The organism is Achromobacter sp. RTa, assembly GCF_000757485.1.
Taxonomy (GTDB): Bacteria; Pseudomonadota; Gammaproteobacteria; order Burkholderiales; family Burkholderiaceae_B; genus Achromobacter.
The window spans coordinates 45619-64030 of the sequence record NZ_JPYO01000029.1 but is presented as its reverse complement, the minus strand read 5'-3'; the positions used below and the strand labels follow the sequence as shown (position 1 = coordinate 64030).

General features: G+C 67.7%; 17 protein-coding genes. 6 read left to right on the top strand and 11 right to left on the bottom strand.

Annotation, left to right across the window (positions count from 1 at the left end):
- Window positions 1–29 precede the first annotated feature (29 nt).
- Genes JL37_RS10910 through JL37_RS10900 form a run of 3 tightly spaced genes read left to right on the top strand, consistent with a single transcriptional unit; the run spans window position 30 to window position 4524 of the window.
- A complete protein-coding gene (locus JL37_RS10910; RefSeq protein ID WP_156124274.1) occupies window positions 30–2150 on the top strand; it encodes an AAA family ATPase in 2121 nt (706 codons plus the stop codon).
- The gene (locus tag JL37_RS10905; protein WP_043543999.1) at window positions 2147–4030 is read left to right on the top strand and encodes a hypothetical protein; all 1884 of its coding nucleotides are present in this window, start codon (window positions 2147–2149) and stop codon (window positions 4028–4030) included. The genes JL37_RS10910 and JL37_RS10905 overlap by 4 nt, the downstream gene beginning before the upstream one ends.
- 44 nt (window positions 4031–4074) lie before the next feature.
- Window positions 4075–4524: a YbjN domain-containing protein gene (locus JL37_RS10900; protein ID WP_052097070.1), complete on the top strand. Its 450-nt coding sequence runs from the start codon at window positions 4075–4077 to the stop codon at window positions 4522–4524.
- Window positions 4525–4538: 14 nt separating this feature from the next.
- Here JL37_RS10900 and JL37_RS10895 read toward each other — a convergent pair whose 3' ends face one another.
- The gene (locus tag JL37_RS10895; RefSeq protein ID WP_043543998.1) at window positions 4539–4805 is read right to left on the bottom strand and encodes a hypothetical protein; all 267 of its coding nucleotides are present in this window, start codon (window positions 4803–4805) and stop codon (window positions 4539–4541) included.
- A gap of 129 nt (window positions 4806–4934) precedes the next feature.
- Here JL37_RS10895 and JL37_RS10890 point away from each other — a divergent pair, with 129 nt between their 5' ends.
- On the top strand, window positions 4935–5270 hold the full coding sequence (locus JL37_RS10890; RefSeq protein WP_052097069.1) for an outer membrane protein assembly factor BamE: 336 nt from the start codon (window positions 4935–4937) through the stop codon (window positions 5268–5270).
- A 141-nt stretch (window positions 5271–5411) separates the two neighbouring features.
- On the opposite strand, the gene JL37_RS10885 is transcribed toward JL37_RS10890, so the two are convergent.
- The 3 genes from JL37_RS10885 to JL37_RS10875 all read right to left on the bottom strand — a co-directional run bounded on the left by JL37_RS10885 (window position 5412) and on the right by JL37_RS10875 (window position 8616).
- On the bottom strand, window positions 5412–6341 hold the full coding sequence (locus JL37_RS10885) for a transporter (RefSeq protein ID WP_052097067.1): 930 nt from the start codon (window positions 6339–6341) through the stop codon (window positions 5412–5414).
- 79 nt (window positions 6342–6420) lie between these two features.
- Window positions 6421–7578, bottom strand: coding sequence for an NAD(P)/FAD-dependent oxidoreductase (locus JL37_RS10880; RefSeq protein ID WP_231570331.1), 1158 nt, complete (start codon window positions 7576–7578; stop codon window positions 6421–6423).
- Window positions 7579–7623: 45 nt separating this feature from the next.
- Window positions 7624–8616 carry a hypothetical protein gene (locus tag JL37_RS10875; RefSeq protein ID WP_043543997.1) on the bottom strand — a complete coding sequence of 331 codons (993 nt, stop codon included), beginning with the start codon at window positions 8614–8616 and terminating at the stop codon, window positions 7624–7626.
- A gap of 262 nt (window positions 8617–8878) precedes the next feature.
- On the opposite strand from JL37_RS10875, the gene JL37_RS10870 reads away from it, so the two are divergent.
- Window positions 8879–10024 (top strand): hypothetical protein, encoded by a 1146-nt coding sequence (locus JL37_RS10870; protein ID WP_052097065.1) that lies wholly within the window; start codon window positions 8879–8881, stop codon window positions 10022–10024.
- A 14-nt stretch (window positions 10025–10038) separates the two neighbouring features.
- On the opposite strand, the gene JL37_RS10865 is transcribed toward JL37_RS10870, so the two are convergent.
- The 5 genes from JL37_RS10865 to JL37_RS10845 form a co-directional block, all read right to left on the bottom strand.
- Window positions 10039–10920, bottom strand: a complete 882-nt coding sequence (locus tag JL37_RS10865) for an alpha/beta hydrolase (RefSeq protein WP_043543996.1) — start codon at window positions 10918–10920, stop codon at window positions 10039–10041.
- Window positions 10921–11137: 217 nt separating this feature from the next.
- Entirely contained in the window at window positions 11138–12295 is a 1158-nt protein-coding gene (locus tag JL37_RS10860) for a porin (protein ID WP_197064593.1), read from the bottom strand.
- 35 nt (window positions 12296–12330) lie between these two features.
- Complete coding sequence (locus JL37_RS10855) at window positions 12331–13986, bottom strand: 3-(methylthio)propionyl-CoA ligase (RefSeq protein ID WP_043543993.1); 1656 nt, start codon at window positions 13984–13986, stop codon at window positions 12331–12333.
- Between the two features lie 103 nt (window positions 13987–14089).
- Window positions 14090–15637 carry a PA domain protein gene (locus JL37_RS10850; RefSeq protein ID WP_043543991.1) on the bottom strand — a complete coding sequence of 516 codons (1548 nt, stop codon included), beginning with the start codon at window positions 15635–15637 and terminating at the stop codon, window positions 14090–14092.
- A gap of 144 nt (window positions 15638–15781) precedes the next feature.
- Window positions 15782–16582, bottom strand: a complete 801-nt coding sequence (locus JL37_RS10845) for a helix-turn-helix transcriptional regulator (protein WP_081955026.1) — start codon at window positions 16580–16582, stop codon at window positions 15782–15784.
- Between JL37_RS10845 and JL37_RS30390 the strand changes: the two genes are divergently transcribed.
- Window positions 16581–16730: a hypothetical protein gene (locus tag JL37_RS30390; protein WP_156124273.1), complete on the top strand. Its 150-nt coding sequence runs from the start codon at window positions 16581–16583 to the stop codon at window positions 16728–16730. The two genes, JL37_RS10845 and JL37_RS30390, sit on opposite strands and share 2 nt — an antisense overlap.
- A gap of 12 nt (window positions 16731–16742) precedes the next feature.
- Here JL37_RS30390 and JL37_RS10840 read toward each other — a convergent pair whose 3' ends face one another.
- Window positions 16743–17345: a LysE/ArgO family amino acid transporter gene (locus JL37_RS10840; RefSeq protein ID WP_043543987.1), complete on the bottom strand. Its 603-nt coding sequence runs from the start codon at window positions 17343–17345 to the stop codon at window positions 16743–16745.
- Window positions 17346–17429: 84 nt separating this feature from the next.
- A complete protein-coding gene (locus tag JL37_RS10835) occupies window positions 17430–18371 on the bottom strand; it encodes a LysR family transcriptional regulator (protein WP_043543986.1) in 942 nt (313 codons plus the stop codon).
- Window positions 18372–18412: the final 41 nt, after the last annotated feature.

Genomic DNA, 18412 nt, shown 5'->3' with positions numbered 1-18412 from the left:
GAAGCCAGCCGTCGCCGGCCGAGCCGCCAGTGGAAGCGCCTGCCGCGGCAACGCCTCCGGCCGCCCCCAAGGTCTCGCCCGGGCCCGCCGCCGAACCGCCCCCGCCGGCCGCCGAGGCCCCGGCGCCGGCCAGCGCCGGGGCCGCCAAGGAGCCGCTCCGCACGCCTCCCGCCGCAGCATCCGAGGTGCCCGCTCCCGGGACGCCGCGTGCGATATCGCAACACCTGATGGCCCGGCTGCGCCGCAGTCCGCTGCCGGGCCTGTCGCGCGCGCCGGATGACCCGGATTCGGTGAATGACGCCGACGAGCCCATGGATCCCAACACGCAGGATGTCTGGGAGTTTTTCGTCATGCCGGTGGCGGAGCAGATTCAGCAGCGTTTGCAGGCCAATGCCTTGCTGCCGGTCTTCATCGTCGAAAATCCGTTTCCGCGCTATGCCAAGAACCTGCGCAGCGCGCTGGCCAATCTCTGCCCGGCGTTGAATACCTATCAACTGGACACGCGGGTCACGGCGGATTTCCAGGATCTGGTGATACGCATGGCGGAGCAGCGCGCTTTCGGCATGATCCTGTTCTGCACCTCGCGCAACCAGTTGCCGCGCGAGTTTCTCTCGCTGGTGCGCAGCGATGGCTATCTCAGCATCCCCCTGATGAATGCCGAGCGGCTCGCCGATTATGCCGGCCGCCGCTTTCCCGGAGCCGATCTGAGCGTGATCACGCCCGCATGGGCGCTGGCCATCGGGCCGCAGGAGCTGCTTTGCGTCAATACGCTCAAGGGCGAGCGCGACTGGCTGACCGGCCTGCGCCAGCTTGCCGACCAGCGCACCCAGGTGCAGTCGGCCGGCGCGTCGATCCGCCTCGACGAGCTGCACGGGGTGGAGAGCGCCAAGCGCTGGGCCCGGCAGCTGTTCAACGATCTGCGGCTGGCAATGCGTGGCGAGATCCGCTGGAAGGAGGTGGACCGGGGCGCCCTGTTCGCGGGGCCGCCGGGCACCGGCAAGACGACGCTGGCGCGCGCGATCGCGCTGGAATGCGGCATCGCCTTCACGGCGGTGGCGCCGGCCAAGGACTGGATGATCGGAAACGGGCTCGACGAGTGCATTCAGCTGATGTCGGCGACCTTCGCGGCGGCGCGCCAGCAGGCGCCCAGCATCCTGTTCGTCGACGAGATCGACACCCTGGGCAACCGGGACAGCTTCCAGGGGCAGAACGCCTCGTGGAACACCGCTTTCCTGAATGCCCTGCTCAGCGAACTCGATGGCTTCGACGACCGCAGCCAGGTGATCGTGATTGGCGCGACGAACTACGCCGACAACGTCGATCCGGCCCTGCAGCGGGCAGGTCGCCTGGACAGGGTGATTCCGATCAGCCGTCCGGATGTCGCCGCGCTGCAGGCCATCTACCTTGCCAAGCTCAAACCCTATTCCCATGCGATTTCGGCGGAAGAGCTGCGAAGCTGCGCAAGCCTGTCGCTGGGGCTGACGGGCGCCGATGTAGAACTGCTGGTGCGGGGCGCGCGCCGGCGCGCCCGCATGGATGGAAACCGCGCCATCACGGCGGATGACCTGCAAGGCGAGATTTTCCGTATTCCGCCACAGGCCGTCCGCAATCCCCTGCATGGCCCGCAGCTCGCGCGGACGGCCTACCACGAAGCCGGCCACGCGGTCGTCGCGCTCGTGCTGCCCAGCTTGCGGGAACACCTGCAGCTGGCTTCGGTCGTCGCGGACGACCAGGGGGCGTTGGGCTTCGTCGGCATCAAGAATGCCGACCATAACCAGACCCGCGCCGAATTGATGGACCGGATCTGCATGGTGCTGGCCGGCCGTGCCGCCGAAGCCCTGGTTTTCGGGGAGGACGAGGTGAGCACGGGCGCGGGCGGCTACGGTTCGCACAACGACCTTTCCGTGGCGCGCAGGCTGGCGGAGGCGGCTCTCGGCGTATACGGTTTCAGCACGGCGCATCCCAATTGGCATACGGCCACGCCCGACGAGGCGGAGACGAAAGCGCTCGTTGCCGAGCAGTACGCCCGGGCGAGGGCTTTGCTGGAAACCCGGCGCGCCCTGCTTGTCGCCCTGAGCGAGAAACTGCAGGCCGAGCACGTGCTCGACAGGTTCGCGCTGCTAGCGCTTCTTGAGGATCAGGCCGCATGAACCCCGACGTCGCCGATGGCGCCACTCCCGTGACGAAGTGGCTCGATGAACTGGCCGCCTGGTACAAAGGCATCGCCGAAAACAGCCACTACCAGGAGAAGGTCTATTGCTATTTCGATTCGGCGGAGGGGAAGCCGGATCTGAAGTTTGCCGTTGTGCTCGAGCCTACTCCCGCAGCGGGAGAGAAGGCGGCGGATGTTGAACCGCCCGCGCAAGAAAAGCGGGGCGCGGCCGAAAACACGGCCAAGCGGACTGCCGAGCTGCCGTCTGCCGTCGAGCGCTCCAATCTCAAGAATCTTCTGCCGACTCGGGCCGAGGCGCGGGGGCGCGTGGCGCTGCGCGCGCTGCCGCCCGCGGTCCGGACCCCGCAGCAAGAGGCGAAAAGTCCGCCGCCCGACGGCAACAAGGCGCTGCGCATGCCGCAGGCGGGGGGCGGCGCTTCGGTCAGCGATTTCAAGAGCACTGCGGCCCGCAGCTTCTCGATCAACAATACGCCGATCGATTATGCGTTCCACATGGCCAGCAGCTCAGCCTTGAACGAAGACCTGCTCAAGTTGCTGGTGCGTTCTCCTCCTCCGGCCAATTCGCCCAACTGCATTTCGCTTGCTGTGGACCTGGCGTCCGACGGCCTCAGGCAGGATCCCTGCCTGCGGACGGATGCGGGGCGCTACGGCATTCTGCTGCGCGCGGCGCTCGTGGCCAAGGTTGCCGGCAGCAAGGGCAACCTGGCCCTGTACATCAATCGCCTGGAAGACTTGCGGGAGATGTTCGGCAAGGCCGAAGAGCTGCCCCTGTCCGCCATCAAGCGGGCCCGCCTGACGCGCGCATTGTGGAACCTGCTCGAAGACGTGCGCGAGAAAGCCCCTGTCATTCCTGCCGCGCTCCAGCAGCTGCCCGCGGAGCTGCGCCCGGCGCTGACAGGTTCGTCGCGCTCCAAGCTGCGCGACCTGGGCGATCTGGCTTGGTATCGCTGGAACCTCTCCCTTCCGGTCTGGATCGGCAGGCATGTGGGCCGGCTCACGAAGCTGGGGCACTTGCTGGCCTACGCGGCGTTCGCGTCGCTTTTGCTCCTGTCCTTGCATCCGGCCCTGGCGCCCGTCGATGGGGCGTTCGCCGATTGGCTGGCGCATGTCGCGGCCTGGCGCAGCCGCGTGCTGCCGGACGGGGCCACCCTGGCCATGACATTCGCGGCGGCGGCCGGCGTCATCTACGCCTTGACGACGCAACGGCTCACCATGCCCGAGCGGGTCGCCCTGTCCATCAACGACAAGATCGAGGCCGTTCTGGACAGCGCCATCGCCGACCTGATGAAAGCGAACATGGACGTCCAGATCGGCCGCCTGGGCCGCGGCGAGCCGCCCGGCCTGATCCCGGAAAGCGTCGCGCGCAGGCTGGACGACGCCTTCGCCCTCAAAGAACTCGTCAACAGCTACGAAAGCACGGTTCGAGCGCGCCTGCGCCATGTCGCGCACGAGGTGCGGAAAGCGCAGAACATCCGCCTCGAAAGCCACCAGCGGGTGCGCAACGCCGCGCTCGGCGTCACGGCGAGCTTCGTGTTGCTGGAGATCGGCAGCCGCATCCAGGACCATCGCGATCTGCAGGCGGGCACCGACGCCATGTCGTACGCCTATTGGCTGCATCGGCAGGAAGCGGGCGCGGCCGGCGGCGGTCCGCAGGCACAGGCCGCGCCGTCGGCCATCCTGGACTGCGCGCGCACCGAGATCGTCCAGCACAGGCCTTCCAGCCCGGAATGCCTTGATCAATGGCGCGAGAGCTCCCTGGCCTCGTCGTCCCAATTGCTGTTTCTGGTATTTTTGATTGCCTTGCTCATGTTCGTCGTCCGCGTCATGCGCCGCGCCGGCAATCAGGATGAGTCCTGAACAGTACCTTTTCCAATCATCCACCCAACGGAGTTTCCATTCCAATGAGCCGTGAATCCGCCGAACGCATGACACGCTATTTTCAATCCTTGCTCGAAAGCGAAGGATTCAATCGCGGCCAGATCCAATGGGACGACCAGTCCCAGACCTCGGACCTGATCTTCAAGGTCGAGGGCCGCAACTACCTCCTGATCTCCGACGCCGACGACGAGGATTTTGCGCGCCTGGTGTTTCCGAATTTCTGGCCCCTGGACAGCGACGAAGAGTTCGCCGCGGCCCTGCAGGCCATTTCCCTGGTGAACGGCCGTTGCAAGGGCGTGAAGATCTACGCCTCCAACAAGAACGACAACGTCGTGGCGGCGGTGGAATTCCTGATCTCGGCAAGCAACCCGCAACTGAGCGCAGCCCTGTTCATCCGTTATATCCGCATGCTCAACAGCGGAGCGGAAGAGTTCGCCCGCATCATGCGCGAGTTCGCCAACCAGCAGTCCTGAAGGCGCCTGGCGCGCTAGAAACGCGGATTCTTGCCGAAGGGGACCTCGGTCTCCGTCGGCTTTTCGAAGGCGGCCGTGTCGCCGTTCAAGTCCGCAACGTGAATCTGGGCCAGGCGCGTGGCCTCGTCGATCGCGATCTGCGCCGACGAATAGCGTTCGTCTATGGCGATCCGCTCTTGTTCGGCTCCTCCGGCGAGCGGAATCAACGTGTATGCGATGCGCCATGACCCGTTGTCATGGAATGGGCGCTCTATCTGGAAGTCCCACTTGGCGTTTTCCATATGGCCTCCTGCTTTGACACTACATGCTACCGCCGCCGAACCGGCCCCAGAAAGCCCCGGGCGCGCCATGTCCGCTAGAATCCGCAATTGCGCCGGCCTTGCGGCGGCCTACGAAACCAGGGGAATCGAATGAGAATGTCATTGCTGTTCGTGGCAGCCGTGGTGGCGGGATGCGCCAGCGGTTCCAGCAACTTGATCACGGAAGCAAAGGTGCAGGCGATCAAGCTGAACGTCACCACCTATGACGAGATGCTCCGGGATTACGGGCCGCCCCGGTCCCAGCATTTCGGCCAGGACGGCCTGCTGACCGCGACCTGGTTCTATTTCTACGACGGCGATTACGATGCGATGGACGATCAGCAGAAGCTGACCGTGATTTTCAACAAAGACCGCACCGTGAAGGACTACATGAACGCCTCGGCCGCCGGGCTGGCCGAAGGCAAGGGCGCGGGTAGGCGCCGCTAGCGGTCAGCGGCCGAGTCATGGACGTGGCCCATCTTGTTGCGCTGTCGCGCGTGACCATGGCCAACATTCACCAGAACGTGGTCTTCGCGCTTGTGCTCAAGGGCCCGTTCCTGATCATTGGTCGCGCTGCCGCCTGCCGGTTCAGAAGCTCGCGGCCAGGCGCAGCGCTGCCGTGTAGCCCTCGGCGCGGTTGCGCGCGCCGAATTCCTTATAGATGTGCAGCCAGACGGGCGGCAGGCCCGGTTTGTAGAAATGGACGGCGGGTCCCAGGGCTATCACCCGTGAACGGTTGCCGCCTTGAAGGCCGGGCGCGTCGTCGTCGGTGAACTGGCGGCTGTAATAGCCGCCCACCCCCAGGGTCCACGGCCCCATGTGCTGACCCAGCGCGAACTCATGGCGGTACTCGATGCCGTTGCGGTAGCCGGTGGCTTGATTTCGCGTGCTGATGTCGATCTCGAAACTGGAGGACACCTCGAAGCCGCTGTCGGTGACGTAGGTGAAGTTAAAGATGGGAGAGAAGGCCCAGTGGTTCAGGCCCGGGTTCACCAGGCGCTTCCTGTCATAGTCGCCAGTTGGGACCAGCACTTGGAACTGCGTATTCAAGTGCAGGTTCGGCGAGGGATTCCATTGCAGGATTAGGGGCAGCAGCAGGGTGTCGGCGATCCGGAAGGTTTCACCGCGTAATCGCAGTGGCCCCCCGGCCGTCGGCACGTCGAAGGCCGCGTCCATCTTGAAGAACGGCTGCACGATGCCGAAGCCATAGGCGCCGCCCAGCAGCGTGGCATGGGTCATGCGAAGATAGGCTGCGCTTACGGTGAAGACGCTGAGCGAGAAGTTGTCGTCCAGCGACTCGCCATACTGGTTCTTGCGGACGGTGGCATGGTTGTACGAGGAACGCAGCGAGATCGTTCCGAACGGCGTCGGCGGCGGCGACATGCCGGCACCGAAATCATAGAAGCCGTTGACCGTGGTGGGTATGCCGTTCTCGGTGGCGCCTGCGTTCCCGGCCAGACCCAGCGCAGCCAGGATCAGCGGCGCCGCAGCAGCCGGCATTGTATTGCGGATGTTCATGGAATTCCTCTTGTGCCCGGATGGCGGACATGGCGCCGCCCGGGCCGGAAAAGGCCAGGCCCTAACTGGGGCGCAGGCTTCAGCGGGCGGCCGCCGGTTGCCAGTCGGTGGCGCGGATGGGGGTGGAGGCGGATGCCACCGTCACTTTGGACAACACCCAGGGCTCGCTGAACACGCCCCGCACGATGCGCGGACGCACCTCGTTGGGCAGGTTGGCGAGTTCGCCCCACAGGCAGGACCAGCGCTGGCATTCCTCGGTCAGCGGCCGTGTCGCGGCCTCCCACGCGCCCAGCGCTTCCGGTATGTCCCGCCGGTCCTTCACCCTGTCCATATAGGCGGCCAGCGCCAGGCCGTTCTGCATGGCCATGCCGCCGCCCTGGCCCAGGTTGGGCGGCTGGGCATGGGCGGCGTCGCCGAGCACACAGGCATGGCCAGCGGACCAGCGCTTGCACCGCACCACGGTGTAGACATTCCAGAGCACGCTGCCATGCGCGATCCGGTCGAGCAGGAATGCCCAGTCCGGAAAGGCCTCCCGCCAGCACGGCAGCACGCGCGTGTCGCGCGCCGCGTCGTCGTCCTCGCGGCAGGTCAGCGCCAGATAGATTTCCCGGGCGTTGATGGGGGTAATCAGCAGACGCCGCGTGCCATTCCAGATTTCGACGCACTTGCCGCGGGCGGCCGGTGGCAGTTCGTCCTGGGTCGCCTGTACGATGGTCCGCAGCGCGCCTTCCTCGGCCCGTTGGTGCACCTGTTCAAGACCCAGCGCGCGGCGCACGGGCGACCAGACGCCGTCACATCCAATGGCCAGGTCGGCTCTTGCGCGGTCGCCGTTTGCGAACGTCAGGGTGCCGTCGGTGTCGGCCTCGACGACCTCGGCGCCGGTGACGATGCGCGCGCCGGCCGCGCGCGCGGCCGACTCCAGGCCCGCGTGCAGTTCGCTGCGCGCGATCGCGACCACGCGCAATCCCGGCGGAAGCAGCGCGGGAACCAGCACTTCGCCGGCATGGTCGCGCTGCTCGATGCCTTCGGGCAGGAAGGCGTTGCGCATGGAGCGTTCATAGGCACCTATCTCGGATAGCGCCGCCAGTCCGTTCGACCACAGATAAATGCCCGAGCCCGAGACGCGCAGTTCCGGCCGGCTTTCATAGACGGTTACGTCCCAGCCGCGCCGGGCGAGCGCCGCTGCGGTCGCCAACCCGCCGATGCCGCCGCCGCTGATGATGGCTTGCATGCTCATGGTGTGTATTCCCCTTTTTCGTTGCGTGCGCGCTTGTGGCCGCACTCAGGCGCGGCCCAGGCTGCGCGCGTAGCTGAGTACGCCTACGCCTCCCATCCATTCGGGCACCGTTTCGTAGGTCACGATGTCCGCCTGCGCGTCGCGCATCGCGCCCATGAGCGCCGTCCACATCAGCATTTCGGCGCCGCCCGGGCCGGCTTGCGCGCGGACCGTCTCGTGCGTGAGCGACAACAGGAAATCGCGATCGCCGACGGCCAGCTTCTGCAGGATGTTCCGGTCCCATTCGGCATTGACGAGTTCGCGGCCGGACGCGGCCATCGCGGCTTCGCGCTGCAGGATGGCCAGCGGCAGCCCGGGATCGTCACGCAGGGCGGCCGCGCCCAGGATCTGCCATCGCTGCACGCGCTGCATCAGCGGATCGTCCAGCGCGTCTTCGTCCACGGTGATGGGAGGCCAGTGCGACAGGCCGCCGCTCGCCATGAGCGCGATGCGCTCCGGCCGCCGGTCGAGAACATTGCGCACGCTGGCGCCCAGTTCGTACGCGCGGCGCCACGTGGGCAAGGGGGGCGCGAAGCAGTTCAGGAAGATGGGCACCACCGGAATGCTGACGCCGGGCCATAGGTACTTGGCCGGCATCAGCACGTTGTGCACGAGTTCAGCCGATTCGCTGCGGAACAGCTCGAAGCCGTCTTCCACGGCACCCCGGTAGATGTCCCAGGCCAGCGCCGCGTGGCCGGAGCGCGGCGCGCGCGGCATGCCGATCCAGTCCTGCGTGGCTTCGGTGGGCCCCCAGTGAGTGTCGCCGAGCGCGATGGCCATGCCCGGCATGGCGTGCAGCGTGTACATGTCGAAATGGTCGTTGACGAAGGCGACGATCACATCGGGCCGGGCGGCCTCGATCTGCCGGCGCACGATGTCGAAGCCGTCCAGGATGCGGCGCAGCGTCTCCGGCTGCGCAAGCCCGGTCTGGTTGCCCAGCCCCGGTGTGTGCGTCATCGCGAATGCGGCGACGATCCGCGTGTCCGTGTTGTCTCTCATGGCGGTTCCTGTTCTTCCTGCCCTCGAAGGGCGGTGAGTGGGCGTGCCTTCCGCGCCGCCCGCTCCTCCTCGAGCGGCGCGGAATCCGGCGCGGGCATAGCCATCCCGGATGGGCACGCAATGGAGTATGGGAGCCGGGCCGAAGGCGCGTCATCTCTCAAATGCGATATGCCGGGCCTGTTTCATGGCAAACCCCAGTTGCCGTGCCGGCATGCTTGCCGGACGATGAGCGCTTTTCATTCAGATAGTGTGGGTGTCTTCCATGGCTCTCGGCGCAGCATCTGATTCTTTCCTGCTGGACCTCTATGCCTGCTGCGCGGACGCGAGCCGCTGGGCCGGCGTGCTGGACCAGTTGTGCAGCGATGTCGGCGCGCATTCCGCCGTGCTGCAGTGCCTGGACATGGAGGGCGCGCGCGCCGTTCCCTATTGGGGGGCGTACGACACGCACATCGATATGGATGCCTATCGGGCGGAGGTATCCGATGCCCGCAATCCCCGGCTGGAAGCCTGGCGCCTGCAGCGGGTGGCGCGACGGCCGGGCCGAATGGCCACCGACGGCGAACTCTTTTTGCCGGAAGAGGCGCCTGTGCGCGACCGCCTCCATCTGCAATTGCGCCGAGCAGGGCTGGGACGTTTCATGGGAGCCATGGCGCCCATGGGCGGCACGCGCTGGGTGGCCATCGCGGTGCACCAGGATCCGCGCGAAGAAGGCGGTTTTTCGCCGCGCCGCATGGAGCGGCTGCGCAAGCTCACGCCGCACCTGCTGCAGGCCGCCACGCTGGCGCAGTCGGTGGGGCTCGATCGCTGCGTGTCCTCGCTGGTCAGCCGCTACCTGGAGGCTTGGCCCTGTGCGCTGCTGCTGTGCGATGGCTCTGGCGGGCTGTTCTGGTCGAACCGCCGCGCCCGGGAAGGGCTGGACGGCCGCGGACGCCTGCTGTTGCGCGACCGACGGATCTGCGCGGACGCCGCAGGGCAGCCGCGGTTCGCGCGCGCTCTTGCGCAGGCGTCGCAGGACGCCGCGCCGGTATTCCTGAGGCTGGAGAACGGGCAGGGTCGCACGCAGCTCGCTCTGCAGCGCCTGGAAGCGCCACAGGCGGACGGTGCCGGCCTGGTGCTGGTGTCGCTGGTGGACGAGTCGCAGGCCGGCGCCCGGTTTCCCGTGGCGGCGTTGCGCGCGCTGTTCGACCTCACCGAGGCCGAGGCGAGGCTCGCGAGCGCGCTGGTGGCGGGAAAGACGGTGGAGGAATACGCGCGGAGCCGCGGCATCACGGTGGGCACCGCGCGCTACCAGTTGAACCAGGTGCTGGGCAAGGCAGGCGCGCACCGGCAGGCCGATTTAGTGCGGCAGGTCCTCTGTTCGGCCGCCGCCCAGATGATGGGCAGCCACGAGGGCGAAACGCAGGCCTGAGCGGGCGCGCGCCTTTACATCGGGCTGCCGCTGCGCAAGAAGGCGCGCGCCCGCGCGATCCACGGGTGCCCATCGTCCACGCAGCGGCTGCTGGCGGCGAAGTGGTCGTGGCCTGCATAGACCTCCGCTGCCGCCGCCACGCCAGCCTGACGCAGCAGATCCTGCATGGCGAGCGCTTCGGTGGCGAGCGCGCCCAAATCATGTTCGCCTGCGCCGAGATAAAAGGGAGGAGCCTGCGGTCCGACATGCCGTATCGGGCAGGCGGTCGGCACGTCGGCGTCGTCCGGAATGAAGCGCCGCCGTATGGCGAGCGCTGCGGCGCCGATCGCGGTGCCGCCGTCGTAGTCCAAATCGTACAGGCCGCTGATGGGCAGCGCGCCCTTGAGCACGCGTGCGGGCAGGCCGCGTTCGTCCAACCAGCGGCGGTCCAGCGCTACCAGGCTGGCCAGGTGGCCGCCCGCGGAGTGGCCGCCAAGAAACAGACGCTCGGGATCGCCGTCATATGCGCTGACGTTGCGCCAGGCCCAGTCCACCGCGGCTGCGACGTCGCGCACCGCGGCGGGATACACATGTCCGGGCGCGAGCCGGTACGAGATTGAGATGAAGAGGGCCGGGGTCGCCGTCACCGCCGGCGCCATGAATCCCATCCATTCCTTGCAGCCCAGCGAGAACGCTCCCCCGTGCACGAAGATCAAGCAGGGCAGGCCCTCGCGTCCGCCCTTCGGCGCGTAGAGGTCCAGGCAGCAGCCCGTGGCGTCGTCGTAGGGGATGTCGGGATGGTAGTGCAGGCCGCGGTTTGCGGCGGCGAGGCGGGAGCGCTCGAGCACTTGCGCGGCGTAGGCGTCGCCGCCGGGAAAATTGGCGCGCGCGGGCGCTTGGGGAAGATCGAAGGCCATGGCTTTCCTCAAGGTCAAGAACGGGCAGAAACCCCGCGGGCCTTGCGGCCACGCGGCGAGACGTTGGGGCCGGCCTGTGCGGACGGCCCTCTGGCTGTCGGTCTTGCGGCAGGAGGAGAGCGGCGCGCCGTGGAACTGCCGAGCGGCGCCGTGCCGTCGATGACGTAGCGGCAATTTTAGGCTTGAAGCATTTTGCCCGCAAGACCTGCGCGAGGGCTCAGAACACATAGCGCATCCCCACGCCCAGCGCCCGGATGTCCCCGCCGCGCGCCGCCGGCGCGACTGCGGTGTCGCTCGACAGCAGCGAGAAAGCGCCAGCGGCGCCGTTGTTGACCATGCCGTAGGATGCGTACAGGGAAACGCGCCGCGAAAGCGCGTGGATGTAGCTGATGCCCAGCACCATCGCCTCGCCTGGCCGGCTTCTTCCCGGCACGTCCTGCCGCATGTGCTGGACGTTGAACGCCAGCACGCCCGCGCCCAACCGCAAGGACGCGCCTGCCCAGATATCGCTGCCGTCGCCGCTGCGGCCGGGATGGCTCACCCGGAAATAGCCGCCCGCAAGGGTGTAGTCGCCGCTGGTGTACTTGAGCCCGACCAGCATGTCGCGGCGCAGCCCCGTGGCGCCGGTATAGGCGGGCGGGGAGCCACCGATTTCGGGCAGGCGTAGCAATTGGTAGGAGCCGTTGAACGTCAGGGCGCCCTGCGTGTAGTCCAGGGATACGCCGATCATGCGGCTCGCGCTGCGGGGCTGCCCTGGCGGCGAGCCTTGTGATGCGCCGTGCGCCGCCGCGGGCCCCAGGCTGACCATCAACCGGCCCCGCAGCCCGGCGACGCGGGGCGACGTGTAGAACACGGCGTTGCTGGCGCGCCCGAACCGGTCCGACCCGGTGCCAGATAACAGCACGATCTGCTGCATGTTCCCGTAGGATCCCAGTTTCAGCGGATCGCTGTCCAGCACCGCCCAGTACAGCGGCGTGTAGTCGCGGCCCAGTTGCAGCATGCCGTAGCGGCCTTCCAGGCCGACGAACGCGCGGCGGTTGAAACCCTTGCCGACCACGCCGTTGGGCGCCTGCGGCGTGGCGCTAGACGGGTCGCCGAAGTAGGGTTTGTAGGCGCCGGAATTGGATTCGAAGCTGGTTTCGAGCTGGAAAAAGGCGCGCAGCGACCCGCCCAGGTCTTCCGTGCCGCGCATGCCGAACTGCGATCCGCTGACGATGCCGGACTTCATGGAGGCGGACGTCGCGGATCCGTTGTCGATCAGGTTCAGGGCCGCGTCCACGACGCCATAAAGGGTCAGGCCGGGTTCTGCGCGGCAGTCGGCGCCGGCCGCGGCGGCGCAGAAGATCGTCGCGATCCGCAGGGCGCGCACTCTCATGGCCTGCCCCTTCCGGTCCTGGCGTTCTGCCAGCATCAGCCGGCCGCAGGCCGATAGCCGCTGTATTGCTCGCGCAGCTGTTTCTTAAGCACTTTGCCCGTGGCGCCCAGCGGCAGGGCCGGCACGAATAGCACGTCATCGGGCATCCACCACTGAGCGATACGCCCTTCGATGAAGCGCAGCAGTTCCTGTTTGCCGATTTCCGCGCCTTCGCGCGGCACCACCAGCAGCAAGGGGCGCTCGTCCCATTTGGGATGTGCAATGGCGATGCATGCGGCCTGCTGCACGCCGGGATGTTCCATGGCGGCGTGCTCGATCTCGACCGAGCTGATCCATTCCCCGCCCGACTTGATCACGTCCTTGCTGCGGTCGACGATCTGCATGTAGCCGTCCGCGTCTATCGTGGCCACGTCGCCGGTGGCGAACCAACCCGCGCCGGCGGTTCCGGCGCCATGGTCCTCGCCGAAGTAGCGCTCCATCACCCAGGGGCCGCGCACCAGCAGCTCGCCCCGGGTTTTGCCGTCCCAGGGCAACTCGTCGCCGCGTCCGTCCGTGATCTTCATGTCGATGCCGAAGACGGCGTGCCCCTGTTTACCCAGGATGGCCAGCCGCTTGTCTTCCGGCAGCGCGAGATGCTTGCGCTGGACCACAGCGGTCGTGCCCAGCGGCGACAGTTCCGTCATGCCCCAGGCATGCAAAACTTCCACGCCATGGCCGTCGCGCAGGCCGCGCAGCAACGCGGGCGGACACGCGGCCCCGCCGATGACCGCGTGGCGCAAGCCCGACAGGATCAGGCTGTTGCGTTCCGCGTGGGCGAGCAGGCCCAGCCACACGGTCGGCACGCCGGCCGCCGACGTTACGCCTTCGTCCGTCATCAGCGCATGCAGCGAGGCGCCGTCCAGCGCGGGGCCGGGCAGCACCAGTTTGCAGCCGGCGAGCGGGGCGGCATAAGGTATGCCCCACGCATTGACGTGGAACATGGGCACGGCAGGCAGCACCGCCGTGCGCGAGGACAGATTGAGCGCGTCGGGCAGCGCCACCGCGTAGGCGTGCAGCACCGTGGACCGGTGCGAGTACAGCACGCCCTTGGGCTGGCCCGTGGTGCCGGACGTATAGCACAGGCCGCAGGCGGATTCTTCGTCCAGCGCCGGCCAGTCGTAGGTTTCCGGCTGGGCGGCCAGCAGATCCTCGTAGCACAGCAGATCGGGCAGGGCGGCGGAGGACGGCATGTCCTCGCGGCCGCATAGGGCGACATAGCCTCGCACGCCGGGGCATCGCGTCGCCACTGCTTCCAGGAGGGGAAGGAAGCCCACGTCAAAAAAAACGTATTGGTCGTCCGCGTGGTTGAGCAGGTAGGCGATCTGGTCGGCGTGCAGCCTGGGGTTGACGGTGTGGACCACGGACCCGGTGCCGGACACGGCGTAATAGAGCTCCAGGTGCCGGTAGCCGTTCCAGGCCAGCGTGGCCACACGCTGGCCCGGACACACGCCCAGCGCCGCCAGCGCATGGGCCAGTCGCTGGCAGCGCCTGTGGCAGTCGGCATAGGTGTAGCGGTGCACGTCGCCCTCCACGCGGCGCGACACGATTTCCACCGCGGCGAAATGGCGGGCGGCATGGCGCAGCAGGTTGGAGACGAGCAGGGGCTGGCGCATCATCAGGCCGGCGAGCGCAAGCGGGGGATTAGGGGGCATGTGGAGCTCCATATCGTGGGCGGCGCGCAGACGCGCCGGGGCCGGCGGCGCCGGGGCCGACGGGGGCATTGCACAGGGAAGCGGGCGAGGAAGGCCCGCGCGTTCACGGAGCGGGGGGCTGCTCGTCGCGCAGCGCCTCGTAGGGCTCGCGCGAAAGGTCCAGCAGGAGCTGCGTGATGGCGGCGGTCTCCCGGCGCATGCGGCCGTAGTCCACCTTGTCGGCCGTGGTGACGCCGTAATTCAGCAGGTAGTCCGGCCCGGTGATGTAGTTGAGCGTGGGCAGGCGGGCGCCGCCCCAGAAGTACTGGCCTTCGCCCGGCCATGAGGCCGAGTTGGGGCCTCCATCCGCGTCCGGATTGAGCGGGGGCATGACGAAGGCCGGCGCCGCCTGCGCGTTGCGCAGCATGGCCGAGGCGGCGCGCACCAACGCGGGAATGCGGGGCAGGAAGATCGCGGCGGGTTCGTCGCGGCCGGTCGGCGCCAACCTGCCGTCGGGCCCGGGCAGCCATTCCGTGGCGCCCAGGTGTTCGATCGTGACGATGCTGGCGATGCGCCCACGCAAGCCATCCTCGCGGTGCCGGGCCAGGAAGCCCTGTATGCCCACGCCGCCCGCGAAGTGGCCGCTGGAGAGCATGATCATGATGCTGCGGGGCAGCGCCTCGCGCGGGAGGCGGGCCAGGTACTGAGCGATGTCGACGATGGCGTTGGGGCCGTTGTCCTCGATGCCGTTGGTGCCGTCGGTATGGCTGTTGATCACGGTCAGCTCGCTGCTGGCGCCGGGAATGATGCCGATCAGGTTGCGCGTGACGACCTCTTCGGCCTGCGCGTCCAGCACCAGGCGCAGCCGGGCGCCGGACGCCGCCAGCGCTTTCAGGCGCGCGCCGGCCTCGCGGTCCACGTATACGCCGGGCAGTTTGCGCAGTTCGCGGTCGTAAGGGGCGTACAGGCCCGCGGCGAGATCGGCGGGCTCGTCCAGGACGGCGACCACGCCCGCAGCGCCAGCGGCCTGCAGCGCATCCAGCGTCTGCACCAGCACTTCCAGTACCTGGTAGGGACGCGCATACGGCGCGCCGGGCGGCAGTGCGTTGGCGGGGTCGTGTTTGTACAGCGCCATGGCATGGAAGAAATCGCTGGTCAGCGCGGGCTTGGGCAGCTCTACCACCACGATGCTGCCTGCTACGCCGCGGTCCGGGTGCTGGCCGGCCGACAGGTAGCGCATCGGCGCCACCAGGCCCTGCGCGCCAGTGCTGCCGGAGTAGGGGATATACCCAGCCGTCCGGATTCGGTCCGTGCCGTCGGCTAGTTCCAGTGACCAGCGCCGCGCCTCCCAGCGCGTCATTGTCACCGGTTCGAAGTACAGCTCCGGCACGCCCGCTTCGCGCAGGCGCTGGTGCAGCGTGTCGACGTAGGCTTCATGCGCGGGCGAACCTGTGTCGCGCAGGCCGCGCCGGTCCAGGTCCTCCTGCCATGCGCGCAGGCGAGCCTCGGAATGGAACTGTGTCCGGTCCACCTCTATCGCCGCCCGGGGCGGCAGCGCGCCGGCCGGTGCACGGGGCTCCCGGCCGCTGGCGCAGGCGGTCAGTCCGCAGATCAGCAAGGCCGCGCCCACCGCGCGGCGCAAGCGCCATACCCGCCCTGGTGCATAGAGCATGCGTGTCTCCGTGGTCTTTGTCGTTTACGCTGGCGCGCCGTCGAGGGCGCACAAGCCGATTATTCCCGCGGGCGGTCCTCGGGGGCAGACCTCCAACGAGGGGTATTGGCCCCCCGAAAGCGGGAATCGCGGCGCTTGTGCCCTTCAGGAGGGCGGAGCGATCAGGCCGAGCTTGATGGCGCAGGCCACGGCTTCGGCGCGCCGCTTCGCGTTCAGGCGCTGCATGATCTTCTTGACGCTGTCCTTGACCGTATGCGGGCTGCGGCAGATGATGTCCGCGATCTCGCTGTTGGAGTGCCCTTGCGCCAGCAAACCGAGGATGCGCAGGTCGGCCACGGAGAGCCCGTGCTTCTGGGCCGCGAGCTGGTCGAACGCATGCTGTACTTCCTGCAGCATCTCGCCGCCCGCCGGCCCTGTGCCGGGGTCGGCGTAGACCAGCTCGGCGATGCGCGCATACATGGCCATCGCGATGCGCGTGCGTTCTTCCAGCAGGGTCACGCGCTGCGACTTTTCCGTCACCAGCGTCTGCAGCGCCTTGATCGCGTTGATGTCCCGGGCGATGCCCTGCCTGCCCACCATCTCGCCATCCCGGACCAGCGCGCCGGCGCGCACTTCCAGGTGCACGACGCTGCCGTCGGGCCGGCGCGCTTCTACTTCGAAAAAAGGCGTCCGTTCCTGGCCGAGCAAGCCTTGATGGTAATGGCGCGTCGCGACCAGCGCGGACTCCGCGGTCAGGATCTCGGTGAAGGGGCGGCCCAGCAGGGCGCAAGGCTCATAACCCAGCACTTGTTCGGACGCCTGGTTGAGGTAGGTGAAACACCCTTTGAAGTCGAGGGTATAGATGAGATCGCCGGCGGCTTCGATCAGCGCCTCGAAGTCGGGCGCCTGGAAACGCCGCGGCTGGCCGGGAAGGGAACGGGGCTGCGTCATGGAGTATGTCTTCATGGCTGTGGTCCAGGCGGGGAGCGCGGGGCTGCCGCTACTTTTACCCCAACTGGCGCAGCTTGGGCAAAGCGCGCGCACCGTGAAGGACTACATGAACGCCTCGGCCGCCGGGCTGGCCGAAGGCAAGGGCGCGGGTAAGCGCCGCTAGCGGTCAGGCCGGTCAAAGCAGCAGCTTCAGGCCGATGATGAACATGACCGCGGCGACGAAGGCGTCAAGCGCCTTCCAGGCCCGGGGATTGGCAAAGACGGGCCGAAGTAGGCGCGCGCCATAGCCCAGGCCAAAGAAGAAGGCAAACGAGGCGCAGATCGCGCCCAGCGCGAAGGCCAGCTTGTGGCCGTCGTACTGGCTGGATACGGAGCCCAGCAGGACGACGGTATCCAGGTAGACATGCGGATTGAGCCAGGTGAACGCAAGGCAGGCCGCAAGCGCGGCCCATCGCCCCGCGGTCGCCCGGGACGATGGCGCCAGGCTGTCATGGCGGCGGCTCAGCGCGGACTTCAGGCTGCGGGCGGCATAGATGAACAGGAATGCCGCGCCTCCGTAGCGCAGGGCGGGTTCCAGCCAGGGCAGGGCGGCGACGGCCAGTCCGAACCCGGCCACGCCCGCCCCGATCAGGACGGCGTCCGATAGGGCGCAGGTCAGGCATACGGCGAATACGTGTTCCTGCCGCAGGCCCTGGCGCAGGACGAAGGCGTTCTGCGCGCCGATCGCCATGATCAGGCTCAGGCCGAGCAGGAAGCCGGGAAGAAAGGCGGTCGTCATGGATACCCTTGTGCGAAAGGGCGACAGGCTAGCCGCTGCGGGATAATTAGAAAAACTAAAAAAACTAATCTGTATTTAGCCAGGCTAATTATTTTCACCGGAAGCCGCTTGCGCCGAATCCAAGCCCTTTCGCCCTGCCGCCGCCAGATGTTCCAGCAGCAGGCCGGCCGCCGCCGGCAGGCTCTTCTCGTCGCGCATGCAGACGGCGAAGCGCCTGCGGCTCCATGGGTCCTTCAGCGGCAATACCCGCAGTCCATGCGCCAGGGCATAGGGCATGGCCACTTCCATGGGCGCCACGCTGATCGCCAGGCCGGCTAGCACCACGCGAAAGGCGGAGTCGAAATTGCTGACCGTCACCCGGTGCCGCAGGGGTTTGCCGCTCTGGCTGGCGGCGGTTTGCAGCATCCGCAGCACGGCGCCGGCGGCGGGCATGTTGACGTGTTCGTATTCCAGCGCTTCTTCGAACCAGACCTCGTCGCGCCGGGCCAGGGGGTGTTCGGGGCCCGTGACCACGGCAAGCCGGTCGCCCCGGTAGGGGCGGGTGTCCAGTCCGTGGAAATCGGCGGCGTCCCAGCAGATGCCCAGGCTGGCGATGCCTTCCTTGACGCCGCGCACCACCTCGTGGCTGACGCGCTCCTCCATGTCGACGCGGATATTCCGATGGGGCGCGGCCTGCAGGAACGCGGCGATGTCCTCGGCCAGCGATTCGGCCAGGACGGACGCGGTGGCCAGAATGCGCACCTGGCCTTTCACGCCGCTGGCGTACGCGGCCATGTCGCGCTCGACGCGGCCCGCGCTGGCCAGGATGGCGCGCGCATGCTCCAGCAGCGTTTCCCCGGCGGCGGTCGGCTCGACGCCGCGGCGCTTGCGCGTCAGCAACTTGGCGCCCACGGTGTCTTCCAGCTGCGCCAGCCGCTTGCTGATGGCGGAACCGACGATATTGGCATGCTGGCCGGCGCGTGCAATGTTGCCGGTCTCGCAGACGGAAATGAACAGGCGCAGCGTCGTGATGTCCAGGTCGCGCATGGGATGGTGGATTCCTGTGATGTTCCAGTTTGGAATTTTAA